The sequence below is a fragment of the Candidatus Vicinibacter affinis genome (assembly GCA_016714365.1).
GTDB classification, from domain to species: domain Bacteria; phylum Bacteroidota; class Bacteroidia; order Chitinophagales; family Saprospiraceae; genus Vicinibacter; species Vicinibacter affinis.
This window is the reverse complement of sequence record JADJNH010000007.1, coordinates 25,171-46,214: the sequence shown is the minus strand read 5'-3', so window position 1 is coordinate 46,214 and position 21,044 is coordinate 25,171. Positions and strand designations below refer to the sequence as shown.

General features: G+C 39.8%; 13 protein-coding genes. 6 read left to right on the top strand and 7 right to left on the bottom strand.

Annotation, left to right across the window (positions count from 1 at the left end; translation table 11 throughout):
* Nucleotides 1-44: 44 nt before the first annotated feature.
* The 4 genes from IPJ53_15245 to IPJ53_15230 all read left to right on the top strand — a co-directional run bounded on the left by IPJ53_15245 (nt 45) and on the right by IPJ53_15230 (nt 4,659).
* Complete coding sequence (locus tag IPJ53_15245) at nt 45-1,265, top strand: PDZ domain-containing protein (protein MBK7800456.1); 1,221 nt, start codon at nt 45-47, stop codon at nt 1,263-1,265.
* Nucleotides 1,266-1,457: 192 nt separating this feature from the next.
* On the top strand, nt 1,458-1,712 hold the full coding sequence (locus IPJ53_15240) for a winged helix-turn-helix transcriptional regulator (protein ID MBK7800455.1): 255 nt from the start codon (nt 1,458-1,460) through the stop codon (nt 1,710-1,712).
* A gap of 4 nt (nt 1,713-1,716) precedes the next feature.
* Nucleotides 1,717-2,367, top strand: a complete 651-nt coding sequence (locus tag IPJ53_15235) for an SdpI family protein (GenBank protein MBK7800454.1) — start codon at nt 1,717-1,719, stop codon at nt 2,365-2,367.
* 105 nt (nt 2,368-2,472) lie between these two features.
* Entirely contained in the window at nt 2,473-4,659 is a 2,187-nt protein-coding gene (locus IPJ53_15230; protein MBK7800453.1) for a radical SAM protein, read from the top strand.
* 401 nt (nt 4,660-5,060) lie between these two features.
* Here the strand turns inward: IPJ53_15230 and IPJ53_15225 are convergent, their stop codons facing one another.
* From IPJ53_15225 to IPJ53_15210, 4 genes are all read right to left on the bottom strand, one after another.
* A complete protein-coding gene (locus tag IPJ53_15225) occupies nt 5,061-5,549 on the bottom strand; it encodes a YkgJ family cysteine cluster protein (GenBank protein MBK7800452.1) in 489 nt (162 codons plus the stop codon).
* A gap of 466 nt (nt 5,550-6,015) precedes the next feature.
* Entirely contained in the window at nt 6,016-7,929 is a 1,914-nt protein-coding gene (gene acs, locus IPJ53_15220) for an acetate--CoA ligase (GenBank protein ID MBK7800451.1), read from the bottom strand.
* A gap of 486 nt (nt 7,930-8,415) precedes the next feature.
* Nucleotides 8,416-11,238 (bottom strand): TonB-dependent receptor, encoded by a 2,823-nt coding sequence (locus IPJ53_15215; protein MBK7800450.1) that lies wholly within the window; start codon nt 11,236-11,238, stop codon nt 8,416-8,418.
* Nucleotides 11,239-11,375: 137 nt separating this feature from the next.
* A complete protein-coding gene (locus tag IPJ53_15210) occupies nt 11,376-12,599 on the bottom strand; it encodes an MFS transporter (protein MBK7800449.1) in 1,224 nt (407 codons plus the stop codon).
* Between the two features lie 249 nt (nt 12,600-12,848).
* Here IPJ53_15210 and IPJ53_15205 point away from each other — a divergent pair, with 249 nt between their 5' ends.
* On the top strand, nt 12,849-13,349 hold the full coding sequence (locus tag IPJ53_15205; protein ID MBK7800448.1) for a peptidylprolyl isomerase: 501 nt from the start codon (nt 12,849-12,851) through the stop codon (nt 13,347-13,349).
* 111 nt (nt 13,350-13,460) lie between these two features.
* Here the strand turns inward: IPJ53_15205 and IPJ53_15200 are convergent, their stop codons facing one another.
* The 3 genes from IPJ53_15200 to IPJ53_15190 form a co-directional block, all read right to left on the bottom strand.
* Nucleotides 13,461-15,011, bottom strand: coding sequence for a SulP family inorganic anion transporter (locus IPJ53_15200; protein ID MBK7800447.1), 1,551 nt, complete (start codon nt 15,009-15,011; stop codon nt 13,461-13,463).
* A 567-nt stretch (nt 15,012-15,578) separates the two neighbouring features.
* Nucleotides 15,579-17,024, bottom strand: a complete 1,446-nt coding sequence (locus IPJ53_15195) for a hypothetical protein (GenBank protein ID MBK7800446.1) — start codon at nt 17,022-17,024, stop codon at nt 15,579-15,581.
* Nucleotides 17,025-17,028: 4 nt separating this feature from the next.
* Nucleotides 17,029-17,586 carry an RNA polymerase sigma factor gene (locus tag IPJ53_15190; protein ID MBK7800445.1) on the bottom strand — a complete coding sequence of 186 codons (558 nt, stop codon included), beginning with the start codon at nt 17,584-17,586 and terminating at the stop codon, nt 17,029-17,031.
* Nucleotides 17,587-17,717: 131 nt separating this feature from the next.
* Here IPJ53_15190 and IPJ53_15185 point away from each other — a divergent pair, with 131 nt between their 5' ends.
* Nucleotides 17,718-20,453 carry a fasciclin domain-containing protein gene (locus IPJ53_15185; GenBank protein MBK7800444.1) on the top strand — a complete coding sequence of 912 codons (2,736 nt, stop codon included), beginning with the start codon at nt 17,718-17,720 and terminating at the stop codon, nt 20,451-20,453.
* The last annotated feature ends 591 nt before the right edge of the window (nt 20,454-21,044 follow it).

Here is a 21,044-nt window from a genome sequence, read left to right as displayed (position 1 = left end):
GTCAACGTCTATTCCTATCTTGTCAGAGGTAATTGCAGAATCTGATGATCGAAACATTCAAAAAGCCCGGGTTGTGTTTATGGTGCCTATGCTTTTTTGTGATCAGTACCGGTGATATTTTTGGAGCCAAGTCCATACGCATTCCTTTTCGGTATGTTCAATCTTTTATCATCCTTGAAGTAAATCTGGAAGGAATAATTCCCCTCAAGCTGATATTTGATACAGGCGCAGAACATCATTTACTTTTTGAAAGTAAGTACACGGATATTTTTAAAGATGTTTACAGCCGTGAAGTAAAGGTGCTTGGTTCGGATCTTCAACAAGAAATGAATGCATGGGTGACCAAGCCGCTCAGCTTATTTATTCAGGGAATGGGTGAAGTAAGCCTTCCACTTCTTGTCTTACAGAAACCGGTTACCGGAGTTTCTGAAATAGTGGGCGAGGAAATTCACGGTATTCTAAGCGCTTCTCATTTTAAAAATTACCTGATTGAAATAAACTATTCAGCCCATGTCATCCTTCTGCATGATAAATTGAATGAAAAGAAACTTAAAAAATACCAGACTTGTCCGATCCATATTTACCGTAATAAACCCTATATCGAAGTAGAGATGAAAACCCTGGAAGATCATACAGCAGTGAAGATGAATCTCTTGTTGGATACAGGGGCAGGCTTGTCTCTTTTAATTTATACAGGCCAGCAAACCAATGTTGCATTACCTGCTCAATTGGTTCCCGGAAAGTTGGGTTCCGGAATTGGAGGATTGATCAATGGTTATGTCGGAAGAACCAAATCCTTTGATTTTTGTACTTTTCAGTTTCCTGCATTGCTTACTTATTTTCAGGAACTCGATACAGAATTTATGGAGCGGGAGAAGGACAGAAAACAAGGAATTATTGGCAATCAAATTTTGGAGCGTTTTAAAGTAGTTTTCGATTATAATCATTCCAGGGTATATTTAAAATCCAGAAAAAATTACAATGAGCAATTGCGATTCGACAGATCGGGAATCACTTGTCTGGCAGGTGGTCCCCAGCTTAAAAATTTTTATGTAAGTCATTTGGTAAACAACAGTCCGGCTGCTCTGGCAGGAATTAAGGAAGGCGATCTCATCCTCAAATTAAATAAAACCAGTGCGGAATACCTTAACTTAAATACCATCCAGCGGCGTTTATCCAATAATGCAGGGAAGCAGATTAAATTGAAAGTATTGAGAGAGGGTAGGAAGATGGAGGTTGAGTTTTTGTTGCGGGATTTGTTGTGAATGGTAAATGGGATCTTGGCATTGAGAATACTCCCAAACACTATAAACCTACTTCCAATTCATTTATAGTTGAAGTCAAGGAGTTTCGTGGAGTATGTATTTTTCGTAAAAAAATACATTTTATTTGGTGAATTAATTAGATAATTAGATATTTGTCTAATTGTATAATTATTAATTTAGTAGCCTCTGTTTATGAACGATGTCTTTAAGGCGTTGAATGATCCGACACGGAGGGATATCCTGAAGTTGTTGCGCAAGCGGGATTTGACAGCAGGGGATATTGCTGCCAAGTTTGACATGACCGCACCCAGTATTTCACATCATCTGGATAAGCTGAAGAGGGCGGGATTGGTGACCACGGTCAAGCAAGGGCAATATGTCTTTTACTCCATCAATACGACCATGGTAGACGATTTGCTGGATTATATTCTATCACTGAAAAAATAGATTTATGAATAAGCTGACCAAAGAAATTTTACTGATCTTAATTTCATTACTGCCCTATATTTATCTTGCATTCATTTGGCAGCAATTGCCTGAAAGGGTGGCTACTCACTTTAATATCGAGGGCACGGCGGATGGTTGGTCTTCCAGGAGCACGCTGCTTTATTTGCCAGCTATATTGGGTCTTGGAATTTATTTTCTGATGTTGATCATTCCCGCCATTGATCCCAAGAAGAAGATTCAGGAAATGGGCGATAATTTCTTTAGCATAAGGTTGCTGATAGCTGTTTTTATGGCTGCTTTGAACGTAGTTATATTGAATGCTGCTAAGGAAGGGGGAATGGAGAATGCCAATATTTTATTGGTTCTTATGGGTGCATTGTTTGCAGGATTGGGTAATTATATGCAGACTGTCAGACCAAATTATTTTGTAGGTATTCGTACTCCCTGGACTTTGGAAAGTGAGTCTGTATGGAAGCTCACACATCGTCTCGCCAGTAAGGTTTGGATGGCAGGGGGCATTTTGATTGTGTTCCTTAGTTTATTGTTGCAGGACAGCAAATTGGTATTTATTATTTTCTTTGTCCTGGTGAGCGTCATGGTAATTGTTCCGGTGGTGTATTCTTATCTCCTGTTGAAAAAAGAAAGAGCCGGTTGAATTCAATCGGCGAAAAAGACCACACACATAAGTAATACTAACAATGTTGGAATCTTTACAGGAGCCAAACAGATTTTACATGTACTTTTGTGAAATTAGATTTTTTTGAAAAGCATTTTTCTACTTACTCCTCCATTTACACAACTGAATACTCCGTATCCGGCCACGTCCTACCTGAAAGGATTTCTGAACACAAAGGGAATTGCTTCCTTTCAGATGGATTTGGGAATAGAAGTGATTTTGGATGTTTTTTCAAAAAACGGATTGCAGCAATTGAAGCCGGTGGAATGCATTCCTGAATGGTCTCCCAATGCAAAGAGAATGTACAATTTGTGGGATGAGTATGTGAAAACCATTGATCCTGTCATTGAATTTCTGCAAGGAAAAAATCCGACGCTGGCACAACTGCTTGCGCAGGGCAATTACCTTCCAGAGGCATCAAGATTTGACGAAGTTGTTGATCTGGAATGGGCTTTTGGTGGAATGGGCATTCAGGACAAAGCAAAGCATCTGGCAACTTTATATCTCGAAGACCTTTCTGATTTTATCAAAGAATGTGTGGATGAGCATTTTGGTTTTAGCCGTTACGCAGAACGACTGGGCAGGTCGGCTAATAGTTTTGAAGAGCTACACCAAAGTCTGCAATCAAGCCTTTGCTATTTTGACAAGATCAGTCTTCGCATACTTGCCGACAGACTCGAAGAAGTGAAGCCTGCATTAATTTGCATTTCGGTACCTTTTCCCGGTAATCTTTATGCGGCTTTCCGTTGTGCTCAATTTGTTAAAAAACATTTTCCTCACATCAAAACTTCGATGGGAGGTGGGTTTGTAAATACCGAGTTGAGAGAATTGTCGGATGTCCGTGTATTTGATTATTTTGATTTTATTTGTCTGGATGATGGCGAACGGCCATTGGAAAATTTATTAGGATTTATAAGTGGAACACAGGGGCTCAGCGAACTCAAAAGAACATTTTTAAAGTCAGATGGAATGGTCCGCTACTTTGACAATCCTGTATGCAAGGATTATCATCAAAGTGAACTTGGAACACCGGATTACAATGACTTGCCACTTAACCGGTATGTTTCTGTCATCGAAATCGCAAACCCCATGCACAGTTTGTGGAGCGATGGTCGGTGGAATAAACTTACCATGGCGCATGGTTGCTATTGGGGTAAATGTACCTTCTGTGATATTACTTTAGATTACATCAAACTCTATGAACCCATAGCGGCAAAATTATTGGTAGACCGCATGGAAGAACTGATTGCTGCTACAGGTACAAGGGGATTTCATTTCGTGGATGAGGCAGCACCGCCGGCATTGATGCGGGAGCTTGCACTGGAAATTTTGCGAAGGGATTTGGTCGTGAGTTGGTGGACCAACATCAGATTTGAAAAAAGCTTTACCCCTGATTTGTGTTTGTTGTTGAATGCATCCGGATGCATGGCTGTATCGGGAGGTCTGGAAGTTGCATCAGACAGATTGCTCCAGCTGATTCAAAAAGGTGTCACTGTAGAGCAGGTTGCCAAAGTCGCCGGAAATCTTACTTCGGCAGGCATTATGGTACATGCATATCTTATGTATGGATTTCCTACGCAGACCGTTCAGGAGACGGTGGACAGTCTTGAGATGGTGAGACAACTTTTTCAAACAGAAGTGATCCGCTCGGGTTTCTGGCATCAGTTTGCCCTAACTGCACACAGTCCAGTTGGGCAGGATCCGGAGGCCTATGGATTGGTTACGGAGAAGCATGAAATTACTTTTGCCAACAACGATATTCAGTTCAGCGATAAGACCAATATTGATCATGATAAATTCAGTTATGGACTTAAAAAATCGCTGTACAACTACATGCATGGAATTGGATATGAATTTCCATTGCAGGAATGGTTTAATTTTAAAATTCCGCGCACGACTGTTGACGATGATTTTATTCTCAAATGTTTAGCGCAGGAAGAGCCGCTTGTAATCAGGCCGCACGCCAAATGGGTGTGGCTAGGAAAAAGCCCGGAGATTTCCGCCATAAATAAAATAATAAAAGGTAAAAAAATTGAGTTGCAATCATTTTACTTTCACAACAAGCAAAGTGCTTTAACAATTGAATTGAATCCTGAAGAAGGCAAATGTTTGTTATTTGCATTGGAGCAGATTGCATTGAAAAATTGTGAGGAGTTAAAAACCTATGCCGATCTAAAATCCAAACTGATCGATCAGTTTCCTGATTTTGAATTATTTTGGTTCAATGACAAAATTCAACAACTGAAAGAATTTGGTCTATTGAATTTTTAGGAATGTAAAATTTTACGATAGAAGGATTGTTACATTATTTATTTAAATGGGCATTTCACACCAAAAGAGAAAGTATCATTTTATGAGTGAGCATATAATTTTAGGATTAATTTAAGATAGACTGGTATTCATAAATTATAGATCACATTCATTGTTAGTAGTAAAAGGGATAACCAGCTTCGATAAAAATCGATCTTTTAAGAAAGGGAATGATTTAATAAATGCCTGAAATTTTCGTGATCAGTTTTAACCCATGTTTGGTGTAGCTTGCATATACGTTGCGGTGTATCCATGGCTTTAAAATGAAATACAACGATAATGCCAAATGGCAAAAAATTTTTCAAAGTTAAAATATAAATTGAATCTGCCAAGACGTAGTTGAGAAATAGAAAAAAATCGTATTACAATTTCATTTTATCCTTAATTCTTTCTATCATTATGAACACTGCGGGACAGACAGCAATATTCTTATATGTGAGATCAAGAATTTGAGTCATATTCTTTCTGTCAGTGTGTGGATACTCCCGACACGCTTTAGGTCGGAAATCATAAATTCTGCAAGTATTGTCTTGTTCCAAAAAAGGACAAGGAGATGAATGAAAAACGTAATCCTGATCTTCATCAATTACAATATACTTGTCCATCAATTCTGATGGCCTCATTTGTAATGCATGTGCCATTCTTTCAATATCTATAGGATAAAGTCTTGGACTTGTTGTTTTACAACAGTTGGCACACTCGAGACAATTGAATTCTGTGAATACTTCCTGATGTGCTTGATGAAAATTTCGGTCAAGTACTTTTGTGTCAGTACCTTTTAACTTTTTAAAGACTTGCTGGTGTTGCTTCTTTTTGCTTTTGACCAGTTCTAGGAATTTATTAATATTCAATAGTTGGTATTTTGGGTAAAATTAATCATTCACCTAATTAATCTTATCACTGATATCCAAATTTAGTTGAAAATTAAAATATGGTTAACTTGATGAACTTTCGGTCATTACTTTGATGATAATCAAAGACCATTCATTCATGGGAGCGTTTGTTTTTATAGATCTTTTGCCTTTAATAACGAAACCATAATGCATAATATGGGTTGAATGGAAAATCACCAATAGAAGATTTTTATGAAAAAGTTCATGTTTAGCAGCCTAATTTGATCTGTCTAATTTTTTGAATAAGTCCATTTTTGTCAAGACATGTAGAGAGATTTGTGTAGTTTTTTGAGAGCTGGACTCCGTTATCACTTACATTTCGTTGGTACTGGCTTCAAGCATTTGCTGCACATAATTTATGTAGGTTTTCGCATTATTTTGAATGGCAATATAAATCATTTAAGGCTATGGAACTTATGGTTTATTACAATCTACCCTGAATAATTTCCTGAACAACTCCCGGATCCAATAAGGTAGAAGTGTCGCCCAATTGTTCGAGTTCTCCTTCTGCGATTTTTCTGAGTATTCTCCGCATGATTTTCCCACTTCTGGTTTTGGGAAGTGAGGGAACGAATTGTATTTTATCAGGACGCGCAATGGCGCCTATGATGCGGTTGACGGTTTGTAAAATATCCTGACGCGTGAGTTGTTCATTTTCAAAATGACCGTTGTAATACACAAACGCATAGATTCCCTGTCCCTTGATGTCGTGAGGAAATCCTACCACCGCACTTTCCACCACTCCCAGATGCATGTTGAGTGCGTTTTCAATTTCGGCAGTGCCGAGTCGGTGTCCGCTTACATTCAACACATCATCTACCCGCCCAGTAATCCGATAATTTCCCAAATCGTCGCGCATGCATCCGTCTCCGGTGAAATACAGTTCACGGTATGTAGAAAAATAATTTAACCTGCAGCGATTGTGATCGCCGTATGTGGTGCGTAGCATACCCGGCCATGGAAATTTGATGCACAGATTTCCGCTTACTTTGTTTCCATGAATTTCGTTTCCCTGATCGTCCACCAAGATGGGTTGGACACCGGGAAGAGGTAGTGTTGCAAAAGAAGGTTTTGCAGGGGTTATGTCCGCAAGGTTTGAGATCATAATTCCACCCGTCTCTGTTTGCCACCAGGTGTCTACTATGGGGCACCTGCCTTTGCCCACCTGCTGATCATACCAATGCCAGGCCTCTTCGTTGATCGGTTCTCCAACGGTTCCCAGTACCCTCAGAGAAGTAAGTTGCTTGCCTTCAAATGGGGTGATCCCATATCCCATCAAACTTCTGATGGCAGTGGGAGCCGTGTACAAAATGTTCACCCGATGTTTGTCTACGATTTCCCAGAATCTCCCGGCATCAGGCCAGGTAGGGACTCCTTCAAACATCAGCGTGGTGGCTCCTGCACTCAATGGACCATATACGATATAGCTATGTCCGGTAATCCACCCAATATCTGCCGTACAAAAATGCACTTCACCGGGTTTGTACTGGAAAACATTGATGAAAGTATAATAAGCCCAGACCATGTATCCCCCGCATGCATGCACGACCCCTTTTGGTTTGCCGGTAGAACCTGAAGTGTATAATATGAATAACTCGTCATTGGCATCCATTTCTTCTGCCGGACAATCAGGATTGCCTTGTGTTTCAACTTTTTTAATTTCGTCTTCCCACCATACATCGCGTCCTTTGATCATGCTCACCGGGGTGCGGGTTCTGGTGCATACGATTACTTTTCTTACCGTATGATTTCCAATCAACGCATCGTCTATAACTGATTTTAATGGGATGTCTTTGCTTCCACGGTAGGCTCCGTCACAAGTAATGATACAAGTGGCGCCAGCGTCCTCCAGGCGATCGGAAATGCTTTGAGCGCTGAAACCACCAAATATAACCGAGTGGATGGCACCAATTCGTGCACAAGCCAAAATTGCAATGGCCAGTTCGGGGATCATTCCCATGTACACACAAACGCGGTCTCCTTTGGTGATGCCATTGTTTTTTAATACGTTGCTAAATTGTACGACCTTTTGGTGAAGATCGCGATAAGTGAGGACGCGATAATGTTCATCAGGGTCATTGGGCTCCCAAATGATGGCCGGTTTGTTACCCAGATTGCTGAGATGGCGGTCGAGACAGTTTTTGGTAATGTTGAGTCGCGCACCATTAAACCAATTTATTTTTGGTTCGGTGAAATTCCATTCCAGAACAGAGTCCCATTTTTTGTGCCAAAAGAAATGGGCCGCGACGTCAGCCCAAAAACCTTCCGGATCGGAGACACTTTTCTGATAGGCTGATTTGTATTCTTCGGGACTCTGGATTTGGGATGGAAATGACATCATTCGTTTTTATATCGTAAAACTAAAAATTTCTTCAAGAATGCAGTGTGTATTGCATCAGTTGGTGATTTTGAAGCACTTCATTTTCCACTTGCTAAAAGGTCTTAAAGTTATTTATAATTGCACTTAAGTCGTTTTGTGCAAATATGGAATTTTGTATTTGCACATCATACCAATCGGACATTACCCTTTTATCAAGATGACTTCATTCCTAATCACAACTTTCAATATTTCTCTAATTTGGTTTCTGAGTAGGTGATTTCAAGGTCTGCAATTGGAAGGAAAATAGGCGATTTCAGTTTGTTCTGGATTAAAAGATGGGATGAATAGGTAATTACCCCTTTCCATTTGGTAATTTTTTTTTTGGCTGAAATTCCATTGGTGTTAAGAAGTTCACTTCTTAACACCAATGGAGATTGTTTTTAAAAATAATAAATCTTGAATAGCTAATTGTATGAATAGCTAAAAAAATCATCCATGCACAAATTAAAAAACAAATCCCAATCTAGCAAACATTCTCATACCATTGCCACCCATCTGTACAGCGTCCCATGGACCTCCTGTCTCATTGTTGAATGCCCACCATTTGGCGCCTTTTACAGCACCCAGATCCGGATGGATATTCAATAAATTATCGACCCCTACATTGATGTTCAGATTTTTTGTGATTTGGCAGGAAGCATAAATATCTGTGACCCACTTTGAATTGTAGATGTATTCATCAGGAAGGTAACCGGTATTGTCGTCATTGGGTACCTGAGGTGCTATACCCAGACCATCTTCTCCGTAGCCTAGAATTTTAATTTTTCCAAAATAAGTGAGTCTGGTTCCAATGCCTAATTTTTTATAACCGTATTCCAGATTAAAACCAAGTTTTACAGGAGGTGCAGAAGCGAGAATAAACGCTTGCTCTCTGTCACTGAGGAATTGTTTGCGATGAGATTCGGTATCATTTAATTTTTCCGGTACATTTATTTTGTCAATGGTCATTTCCTGAATATTACCCATTGCCAATAATCTAATTCTGTTGACACCAAATTTTCGGTTGTAATCGAAAACCAGGTCTATTCCTTTGTTGGTCGTGTTTACAGCATTCGCAAAGAATTGTGCCAGACCAACGCGCAGGCGATTTAATTCAGCGGTGAATGCGGGATCAAGGGTATTGTCGGATGCATCGAATTGACCGGAAAGTACCACACGATCTTTAATGTTGACCCAATATAAATCACAGCTGATACTTAATTGCGGCATTGCTTTCCATGCAAAACCCAGACTGGCGTTTACAGATTCTTCTTGTTTGAGTTCCGGTATTCCTGCTGCTTTGGTGATGCTGTTGTCATTCGGAGCAATTTTTACTTCGGAGATGTTTCCTCCCTGCACGGTAGTAAATGTGGAGGAAAAATTAATTTGCTGAAGGGATGGTGCTCTAAATCCTGTAGAGAGCGAACCCCTGATGTTTAATTTATTATTGATTAAATATCTGGAGGCTAATTTGTAATTATGTGTAAACCCAAAGTCATTGTAGTTTTCAAGTCTCACTGCTGCACTGACCAAGAAATCTTTGGTAACGTCTAATTCTGCATCTGCGTAGGCAGCTGCAGCCACGCGTTGTGCATTGACTTCATCAGAAGGCTGATAACCCGGAAAACCCTGAGATCCACCGGCGACAAAAACGGTGTCGCCACCTCCGGTGATCACTGTTTTGTTGGGATCGTAATTTTTATAAGAAGCTTCTTCTCCAGCGTATAATTCATATTGTTCCAACCTAAGTTCAGCCCCTGCTGCAAATCCAATGCCTTCTAAAAATCCTGAAAACTCACGATTGAAATTCAGATTGGTGGTGTTTTGCAAAAATTTAAATCCACCATCGTCAAAATGATTTTTATTGACGTCACCAAGTGAAGCGTTCACCGTTTTTTCTCCATAAAAATGAAAATTATTTTGACCGGTTACGTTACTTAGATCCCAGTTCCATCCATCCGGATTTTCTCTGCGAATTCCTACGGCAGCAGAAAAATCTTGCACATCCGTTGCAATGATGGGATTAAAATAAGAGTCCGCAGTGGCCGTATTGGTGTCTCCAGATTTTTTAATGATTCCAGGAATGTCTACCAGTTGTCCGGAAGTATTCGTGATAAAGCGATTGGGCTTTCCTGAAAAATTTCGACTGAAGGCATAAGCTTCGGAAGATTTATTATTGAATCCACCAAACGCATACAGTTTTAATTCATCGGTTACAGGCAGTTCGGCATTCACAAAAGCACCGGTAGAATTTAAGGATCCATCGCCGTGTGCCCTTCTGACAACATTCACCGGTAAACCATATTCAGCATCAAAATTTTGATCCAAGGATTGACGATAGGTCTTATCCAGGGAAAGATAGTTCAGGGTAAAATTTGCAAAACCACCTTGCTTGCCTAATTTAATTCCATAATTTAAATCAGCGGAAATGGTGTTGCCGTCTAATTTATTCTCGTACACATATTGATTCAAATCAGGTTCAAATGCAGGATTGAATTTTTTGTCATAGTAACCGGAATAGGCGATGTTGGCAGTAAGTTCTCCAACACTTTTTTTCAGTATCAGATTCATCACACCGGCAATGGCATCAGAACCATATTGTGCGGAAGCACCGTCGCGAAGAATTTCTACCCGGTCCAGTGCAGCTGCAGGAAAGGCATTTAAATCAGTACCTGAGTTTCCCCGGCCTCTCGTGCCGAACACGGATACAAATGCAGTCTGATGTCTTCGTTTGCCGTTCACGAGTACGAGCGATTGGTCGGGGCCAAGTCCTCGCAAAGTAGCCAGGTCAATGTGATCGGCACCATCAGATCCTGATTGTTTGTTGTAATTGATGGAGGGAGCTGCATAGTTCAACATAGAAGTCAGATCCATCCGTGCCGTGGTGTTGATGGATTGTTTTACATTGACCACATCAATGGGAGTAGTAGATTCCATGAGGATTCTTCCCGGTCTGCGGGATCCGACTACCACCACCTGATCCAACTCTGAATTGGTAGAGACCATTTGAATGTCTATGGTACTCCTGCCTTCAATGTTTACAATCTGACTGGCATAGCTCAGATAGGCGAATTCAATTTTACCATTGGATGGAGCAGAAATGCTGTACAAACCATCAGGATCTGTCACGGTACCCTTGGTGGTTGACCAAATGATTACATTGACACCCGCCAACGGTTCGCCGGTGTTTTTATCGGTGACCTTCCCTTTAATCACGAGCGTTTGGGCAATACTTTGAATCCCTGAACAAAAAGTAAACAGGATAAAAATCAGACTTAAATTTTTCACGTTAAGATGGTTTTAGATGGTTTGTTGGACGAAACTAAAAATAATAGTTGATTTAAGCTTTAAAAAGTAAAATAAAATTTGGATCAACTTGAATGCTAAAATGAAGTGTGGTAATAGGGAAGTAAAAAAAAATAAAATCATTCCACCCAATCCATGGTTTTGCCATATTCCTCCCGGATCCAACACAGCAATAAAAGTGGAAGGAGGGTACAAAAAATACCCAGTAATGTGGCAGCTGTTATGAGATCCGATTGTGTTTTAACCCAAAGAAACAAGGGCGAAATGAAGACCGGTAGCAAGCCCCGGATGAAATTGGGGGCAGAGATGGTGGCCGTCGCGCGCAGATTGGTGCCAAACCTTTCGGAGACGAAGGTCACCAACAATGATAAATATCCGATGCCAATGCCCATAAACGCACATCTCAGATAATAACCATGGGTTGTTTTGGCGGGGAAAAGTAGGAAAAATAAAATACCTGACATGCTGATCAACAGAAAAATCGCCAAAGCCTTTTTTCTGCTTTTTAACAATTGGCTTAACAGGGTGCAAAAAATGTCACCAATAGAAATAAAGGTATAACTGATCATAATGGCCATTCCGGTTTCGGGAATTTGTTCCATCCCAAACGCTCTTGAAAATTCAGGGGTCGCAGTCACCAAAATGCCTATGACAAAAAAGATTGGCAAGCCTATTAAAATCAACTTCAAATAACGGAGTGCCAGGTCGCGGTGGGTCACCAATTTCCAAAAGTTACCATGGCTGATGTTGGAATGTTGACTTTGTTCGAATATCTTGCTTTCTCTGGATCCGAATCTAAGCAACAGCAAGGAAAAACCCATCCATCCACCCAGACTGTATGCAAATCGCCAATCGTAATTTTGGCCAATGTAAGCCGCAAAAACAGCCCCCAGCAAACCAATGGCAGTAATTAAGAGCGTTCCATAAGCTCTTTTGTCAGGTCGCATGAGTTCGCACACCAGTGTGATGCCTGCTCCCAGTTCACCGGCCAGTCCAAAACCTGCCACAAATCTTAAGATCTTATAGCTCTCGAGATCTGTTACATAGGCATTTAGAAAATTGGCCATTGAATAAATCAGTATAGAGCCGAAAAGTACTGAGCGTCGTCCTCTTTTGTCCCCTAAAATTCCCCAGACCACACCGCCCAGCATCATTCCCACCAGCATCCAGTTGAGCAAACTCAATCCGGTATCCAGCAAGGCCTCTTCGGGAATCTTAAGTTCCAGGAGGCTCTTAGTCCTCACCACACTGAACAACAGTAAATCATACACATCCACAAAATATCCCAGGGTTGATACGATGAGAGAATTCATCAAGGCTTTGTCAGTGGGAGCGGTGAACATGTTTGGATAAAAAGTTTTAAACTGCAAAATACCCTTATTAGTGATAATCCATGTATTCAGATATCAAGTTTTGGTTCACTAATTAACTGCTATTTATTTTTACAAAAAACACAATATTCAGGATTGAATTCCGTTTAAGGGAAAATTTTTATCATGAAAAACATGCTCTCTATTTTTTTACCGGTTTTGGTCAGTCTTTTTTGTGGATCAACTGATCTTGCTGCCCAAAACCAAAAAGCTTCAAAAAAAATGACTAACAATCCAAAAGTATTTTTTGACATTACCATCAACGATCAGCCTGCAGGGCGAATTGTTTTTGAACTTTACGCAGATGTTGCGCCCATCACTGCTGAGAATTTCAGGGCGTTGTGCACCGGAGAAAAAGGGTTCGGCTTCCAGGGAAGTGGATTCCACCGCATCATTCCTCAGTTTATGTGTCAGGGTGGAGATTTCACCAATCACAATGGTACCGGAGGAAAATCCATTTATGGTGAAAAATTCAATGATGAGAATTTTATCGTCAAGCACACTGAACCCGGATTGCTATCCATGGCCAATGCAGGTCCAAACACCAATGGTTCACAATTTTTCATTACCACAGTACCTTGTCCTTGGTTGGACGGTCGACATGTAGTTTTTGGCAGAGTGGTAGAAGGAATGGACATCGTAACCAAAATGGAAGGGGTCGGTTCCCGCAGCGGAGCCACTACCGCTAAAGTTAATATAGCAGCAAGTGGAGAAGTAAAATAGAAAATATATTTTCAGACTTTATTAAGTCCTGCAGATTTTCTGCGGGACTTTTTTTTTCAATGCCGCTGAGCAGAATTAAATTATTTTAATTGATGCCTAAATGATGTTACCTTAATGAAGGGCCGTCACATTGACTTTTTCGATGCCGTTTAGATGCAATTCAATATGGCGGTCATGGGCTTTGTTGGCGTATTCACTGATGATCTCCAGGATGTCGTAGTCAATGAAATTACATTCACTCCCATCAATGGTCAACACGCTGTATTCAGGAATAAGGTCCAGGGCTTTTCTCAATTTTACTTTATTGAGGAAGGTGACATTGCTGTTGAGTTTGATGTAATGTATTTCTGTGTCGTGGGCCATTTTTTTACTGATTCTGTATTCTGCTTTGAAATTATTCTGGATGATAAAATAGATAGAAATGAGCAGTCCTATGCTGACACCGATCAACAAATCTGTTGCAAGTATCATTACAATGGTGATCAGGAAAGGAATAAATTGTCTCCATCCAAGGCTCCACATGTTCTGATATAATTTGGGTGGAGTGAGTCTGTAACCTGTAAATAAAAGTATGGCTGCAAGAGACGCATAAGGAATTAAATTGAGTAAAAAAGGAATCGAAAGAACCGCTGCTAGCAGTAAAATCCCATGTGTGAAGGATGCTAGTTTGGTACGCCCTCCTGCATCCGCATTAGCAGCACCGCGTACTACCACTGCAGTGATGGGAATGGCTCCTAAAAATCCGCAAAGTATATTTCCAATACCCTGTGCCATGAGCTCGCGGTTAACCGGAGTGATTCGGTTTCTTTTGTCCAACTTATCGACCGCCTCCACACAAAGCAAGGTCTCCAAGGTGGCAAGAAGTCCAATGATCATTCCTTGTATCCAGATTTTGGGAGTGGAAAAAATTTCATCCAATTCGGGAAACACCATGGTGGTAAATACATTGTTAGGAATTTGAACCAGTTGGGTATGCTTTAAGTAGTAGGCAGAGGTGGCCTGATAAAATATTTGATTAAAAACAATTCCCAGCACAACCACTGCCAATGGTGCAGGAAGAATTTTAAATTTATGTCCATATTTACTTTGAAAAAAAATCAGCAATCCAAGTGAAAGTATCGTGATGATAATGGTGCCGGTGGTCAAACTTTTGTTGAATGAAATGAAGTTCAATAAAAACTTGTGTTCAGAGAATAATCCCAGAAATCCACTGTTCCAAAAGTCTGGTTCGTCATATCCGAGTGCAATTGGAATTTGTTTTGAAATCAAAATAATTCCGATGGCTGCCAACATTCCTTTGATGACAGATGATGGAAAATAATGAGCGATGCTTCCCAATTTAAGCAAGCCCAAAATCAATTGAAACATTCCGGCGACTATCACCGCCAGCAAGAACATGCTAAAATCCCCTAATGAAACTATGCTGGCAGCCACCACAGTTGTTAACCCTGCTGCAGGTCCGGAGACACCCAGCTGAGAGCCACTGATTAGAGACACCACTATTCCGCCAATGATTCCGGCCATCAGGCCTGAATATAAGGGCGCACCCGATGCCAGCGCAATGCCCAGACACAACGGCAGAGCCACAAAAAACACCGCAAGACCTGCGGGCAAATCATGTTTAAGCCAGATAAGGCGATAGTATTTAATTTTCTTCCTCATCCCAATTCTCAACTGCCAGAGACAAAGATAGAGATTTTGTTCGGGTATATATTTTTGCTCTTGTTCGTCGGAGTTTCAAAGTGCGAGGCCACAAGAGAATGTGGAAATTAGTCAATGAGCTAATTAGTTAATTTGAAAATTAATAGAAGGTTGTTTGATGCTTCCCAATTTGTTCGTCGCAGTTTGAAACTGCGATGCCACAAGAGAATTGGAGAATTAGAGAATTAGAGAATGTGAGAATTAGAGATAACTGAACGATCTATGCTTCAGCAGAGTATCGTGCGACAGCACGATAAGTTAAGGTACCCTGCCTGACTGCGTCGGCAGGCAGGCGCGAAAGCGGCAAACGAAAGAATATGAGAATTAATTAATAAGCTAATTTGAAATTTGAAAATTATAGTTTTTGAAAATTAATTTCAGGTTGTTTGAAGCTTCCCTATCGTTCGTCTGCGATAAGCTTGTAGCATTTTAAATGCGGCCCGTTATTTCAATCATTTTCAAACAATGATGATGGAGATGGTAGTCTAACAGAATTTAGAATATCTCATTATGAACATGCTCTTTTTTTTACCTGATTGACTTGCAAATCGATAAATTAAGATTTAACATCTGATTTCTGCCAAACTTACTAAAATCTCTGGCATACATGACCCCCATTTCTGTTGACCATGAATGGGCGAGCGGGAATTTGTATTGAATGGAAATACCCGGAGTTAACCTATATTTAAAGGATGGATCTTCCGGAGTGATGTCAACATGATCTCCATTTACCAGGTTGTGATGAGATAAATATTTATCGACTTTATTTTTCCTGCTCAACACAAATTCAGGTGCTGCAAAAACAGTGGTGGATAATCCTTTAGAAGAATTCTCGAAATAATATTTAACACCGATTGGAAGTGACAGGGTCGAAATCAGCTGCTTTGTTTGGAATTCAATATCGACCAATTCATTGTGTTCCACTTTACTGTTTGTGGCCCTTGAGACAGTCATGAATGTTTTTATATTTCCTAAATCGGTCGGAAGTGAATGAGAAAAGTGATTAAGGTTTATATTGGGTAATTTCTCTTCTGTATTGTAATCATACGGGATGTTCAAATTATAGGATGTGGTAAGTTGGTCCTGTCTAAACCCCGGGTCAAAAACAATGGCAAATTTTCTTGAAACTAATTTTTCAAACTGGAGCCCAACACTAAATGTTCTGTTATAAGCAGACGAAGAAACAGTTTCACTCAATGAACTCACTTTTATTTTTTTATTGTATTTAAATGGAAAGTAGGCAATTCTAAATCCAATAGAAGTGAGTGGTTTTTTGACTACAGGTGATTTCTTAATGGGATTGACAAGATTCTCCAATGCATTATTTTCATAGCTTATACTTGTTATTAATATGTCCAATGGATTCATTGGATTTATTCCTGATTTATTCAAACTCGGTTGAATTAAATTGCTTTCAACAAGTGGAGGAAAATTATCAGACATTTTTGATTTGTAATCTGAATCTTTTTCCTGTTCATTGCGGTCCAATTTACTAATTATTGCGTCTGAATCCTCAATAATGGGTAGTGTTTCCAAATTACTCTTATTGTCATAAAGTAGTTTATTTTGAGTAATTAAATCGTTTATTTGCCGTCTGCTCTTGATTTTATTGAATGATTTAATTTTAGGATGTATATCCTGTTGGTGATTGAAATTTTGTGTGATTTTCTTCCTCGAATCTTTTGACTCTTGTTTTATTTTAACTTTTTCAAATTGATTTTCCGAAATAGTGATTACTTGGTTTGTTTCGACTTTTGAGTTATCCTTGTATAATGTTAGAGTCAGAAGACTCAAAACTATGATGGAAGAACCTATCAAGAGTAAAAATCCATTTCGATTATTTTTTTCTTTCTTAATTTCTTTATGAATGTTTATCCATACTTGATTGGATGGTTTGAAATATGCATCATCAAGAGCTTGGAATTCTTGATTGGTGTAGGTTTTTAAATTTTCTATATTGAATCTGTTACTCATTGTTTTAATTCGCTAATTCTAAATCTTCCAATGATTTTTTTAGAAAAACTTTGGATTTCATCAACTGTGTCTTGGAAGTACTTTCGGAAACACCCAGTTGTTCTGCAATTTCCTGGTGATTGTAGCCTTCAAAATAGTAAAGATTAAATACAGTTCTATACCCTGATGGCATTTCCTGTAAGGCGGCTACCACATCCTTTAATTCCAATTCTGCCAACACATTGTATTGATCTTTTAGGGTATTGGCTAAGTTTTCACTCTCAAGCGCATCATATTTAATATTGGATTTTCTAAGGGAAGCGAGATTGGTGTTGATTACAATCCGTGCTCCCCAGGTATAAAATGTACCCTTTTCTTTGTCATAAGTATGCAATTCTCTAAATATTTTAATCATACTGTCTTGTAACATATCCTCTGCCTCTTCTCTGGAAGAACTGTACCTCAAACAGATGGCAAAAAAGGCATTGCAGTATTTGTCGTACAATACCTTATATGCTCGGTCATCACCTTGTTTGGCCCGTATTATTAAATTCTCCTCGATTTCTAGTAAAGCTTTATCCAAAATATATGCAGTTTTTGTAAAAAGGGTTGCCTGGAGTTTTGTTTAATAAAATTCAACAAAAAGTTAAACAAGAAGCAACCCTTTTGGTTCAGGGCGCATATATGCTCTAAATAAAACTTAAAAAAAATTTTATGAAATCAAAATTATTACTCCTCTTAATCTCAGGTTTATCTTGGTTAAATGCTTATAACCAATCAGTTGTAGACATCATTGTGGCCTCTCCTGACCACAATACCCTGGAAGCTGCCATTGGTGCAGCCGGCCTCGCTCCAACTTTGCAAGGCGCAGGCCCATTTACCGTTTTTGCACCTACAGATGCTGCCTTCGCTGCTTTGCCTCCAGGTACCGTAGAAGCATTACTTAAAGACCCTCAGGGGGCACTTACCCAAATTTTATTGTACCATGTGGTTGGGGCGAATGCCTTGTCAAGTGGTTTGACGAATGGACAATTCATAAAAACCATCAATGGAAAATCTGTAAATGTTTTGATCAACAAAGATGGCGTGTTCATCAACAATGCAAAAGTAACGGTTGCAGATGTTCTTGCCGACAATGGGGTAGTACATGTCCTGGATGCCGTACTTTTACCACCTGCTACGGTAGCGGATGTAATTGTAAACTCACCGATACACAATACACTTGAAGCTGCTGCTGGTGCCGCCGGTCTGGTGCCTACTTTACAAGGCGCAGGCCCATTCACCATTTTTGCACCTACAGATGCTGCATTCGCTGCATTGCCTCCTGGTACCGTAGAAGCATTACTCAAAGACCCTCAGGGAGCACTTACTCAAATTTTATTGTATCATGCGGTTGGGGCGAATGCCTTGTCTACCGGTTTAACGAATGGACAATTCATTAAAACCATCAATGGAAAATCTGTAAATGTTTTGATCAACAAAGATGGCGTATTCATCAACAATGCAAAAGTAACGGTTGCAGATGTTCTTGCCGACAATGGGGTAGTCCATGTCCTGGATGCCGTACTTTTACCACCTACTACGGTAGCGGATGTAATTGTAAACTCACCGATACACAATACACTTGAAGCTGCTGCCGGTGCCGCCGGTTTGGTACCAACTTTGCAAGGCGCAGGTCCATTTACCATTTTTGCACCTACAGATGATGCATTCGCTGCATTGCCTCCCGGTACTGTAGAAGCATTACTTAAAGATCCTCAGGGAGCACTTACTCAAATTTTATTGTATCATGCGGTTGGGGCGAATGCCTTGTCAAGTGGTTTGACGAATGGACAATTCATAAAAACCATCAATGGAAAATCTGTAAATGTTTTGATCAATAAAGATGGCGTATTCATCAACAATGCAAAAGTAACGGTTGCAGATGTTCTTGCCGACAATGGTGTAGTGCATGTCCTGGATGCCGTTCTTTTACCACCTGCTACGGTAGCGGATGTAATAGTAAACTCACCGATACACAATACGCTTGAAGCTGCTGCCGGTGCCGCCGGTCTGGTACCTACTTTACAAGGCGCAGGTCCATTCACCATTTTTGCACCTACAGATGCTGCCTTTGCTGCTTTGCCTCCTGGTACAGTAGAAGCCTTACTCAAAGATCCTCAGGGAGCACTTACTCAAATTTTATTGTATCATGCGGTTGGGGCAAATGCCTTGTCAAGTGGTTTGACGAATGGACAATTCATTAAAACCATCAATGGAAAATCTGTAAATGTTTTGATCAACAAAGATGGCGTATTCATCAACAATGCAAAAGTAACGGTTGCAGATGTTATTGCCGACAATGGTGTGGTGCATGTCCTGGATGCCGTTCTTTTACCACCTGTTACAGTTGCGGATGTAATTGTAAACTCACCGATACACAATACGCTTGAAGCTGCTGCCGGTGCCGCCGGTCTGGTACCTACTTTACAAGGCGCAGGTCCATTCACCATTTTTGCACCTACAGATGCTGCCTTTGCTGCTTTGCCTCCTGGTACAGTAGAAGCCTTACTCAAAGATCCACAGGGAGCACTTACACAAATTTTATTGTATCATGCGGTTGGGGCGAATGCCTTGTCTACCGGTTTGACGAATGGACAATTCATAAAAACCATCAATGGAAAATCTGTAAATGTTTTGATCAACAAAGATGGCGTATTCATCAACAATGCAAAAGTAACGGTTGCAGATGTTATTGCCGACAATGGTGTGGTGCATGTCCTGGATGCCGTTCTTTTACCACCTGTTACAGTTGCGGATGTAATTGTAAACTCACCGATACACAATACGCTTGAAGCTGCTGCCGGTGCCGCCGGTCTGGTACCTACTTTACAAGGCGCAGGTCCATTCACCATTTTTGCACCTACAGATGCTGCCTTTGCTGCTTTGCCTCCTGGTACAGTAGAAGCCTTACTCAAAGATCCACAGGGAGCACTTACACAAATTTTATTGTATCACGCTGTTGGGGCCAAAGCCTTGTCAACTGATTTAACAAATGGACAACTCATTAAAACCATCAATGGGCAATCTGTAAATGTTACCATCAATACAGATGGTGTTTTTATCAACAACGCTAAAGTTATAGTTGCAGATGTTCTCGCCGACAATGGCGTAGTACATGTCATTGATGCTGTTCTCACACCCACAGTTTCAGTTAAGGAAACTGTGTTGTCAAACATGGAAGTATATCCAAACCCTGTCTTGGATAAAATTTATATTAGGAATGGCCAAGATCAGAAAGTTGATTACAATATTTCGATATTAGAATTATCCGGCAAAGAAATTTTTAGTATAAAAGCCAACAATAGAGAATCTATTGATTTAGATATAAATCCTGGTATTTATATTTTGACTATAAGATCAGAGGAAGGAATTTACACACAAAAAATTGTGAAGTTATCAAATAATTAGTTTGTTCTTGATGTTGGGTAATTTTAAAAAATAGGGGTTGTGTAACCCCTATTTTTTTTATTAAAAAATTTATCAATTCTGAATATTTATTTCCTTTTGTTCGTCGCAGTTTCAAACTGAAATGCCAAAAGAGAATGTGAAAATTAGTCAATGAGCTAATGAGTTAATTAGTTAATTTATAATTTGAAAATTATATTTGAAAATTAATTTCAGGTTGTTTGAAGCTTTGTTTGTTCGTCGCAGTTTGAAACTGCGATGCGATATGCTTGTAGCATTTTAAAATGCGGTTCATTACTTCAATCTTTTAACAAAAACGCAGCACCTGTTTGTTCGTCGCAGTTTCAAACTGAAATGCCAAAAGAGAATGTGAAAATTAGTCAATGAGCTAATGAGTTAATTAGTTAATTTATAATTTGAAAATTATATTTGAAAATTAATTTCAGGTTGTTTGAAGCTTTGTTTGTTCGTCGCAGTTTGAAACTGCGATGCGATATGCTTGTAGCATTTTAAAATGCGATTCATTACTTCAATCTTTTAACAAAAACGCAGCACCTGTTTGTTCGTCGCAGTTTGAAACTGCGATGCAATATG

What these genes read in the sequence shown, in the direction of transcription:
- IPJ53_15245 (MBK7800456.1), top strand. Translation starts at nt 45, where the DNA reads ATGATCGAAACATTCAAAAAGCCCGGGTTGTGTTTATGGTGCCTATGC.
- IPJ53_15240 (MBK7800455.1), top strand. Translation starts at nt 1,458, where the DNA reads ATGAACGATGTCTTTAAGGCGTTGAATGATCCGACACGGAGGGATATC.
- IPJ53_15235 (MBK7800454.1), top strand. Translation starts at nt 1,717, where the DNA reads ATGAATAAGCTGACCAAAGAAATTTTACTGATCTTAATTTCATTACTG.
- acs (MBK7800451.1), bottom strand. Translation starts at nt 7,929, where the DNA reads ATGTCATTTCCATCCCAAATCCAGAGTCCCGAAGAATACAAATCAGCC.
- IPJ53_15210 (MBK7800449.1), bottom strand. Translation starts at nt 12,599, where the DNA reads ATGTTCACCGCTCCCACTGACAAAGCCTTGATGAATTCTCTCATCGTA.
- IPJ53_15205 (MBK7800448.1), top strand. Translation starts at nt 12,849, where the DNA reads ATGACTAACAATCCAAAAGTATTTTTTGACATTACCATCAACGATCAG.
- IPJ53_15200 (MBK7800447.1), bottom strand. Translation starts at nt 15,011, where the DNA reads ATGAGGAAGAAAATTAAATACTATCGCCTTATCTGGCTTAAACATGAT.
- IPJ53_15195 (MBK7800446.1), bottom strand. Translation starts at nt 17,024, where the DNA reads ATGAGTAACAGATTCAATATAGAAAATTTAAAAACCTACACCAATCAA.
- IPJ53_15185 (MBK7800444.1), top strand. Translation starts at nt 17,718, where the DNA reads ATGAAATCAAAATTATTACTCCTCTTAATCTCAGGTTTATCTTGGTTA.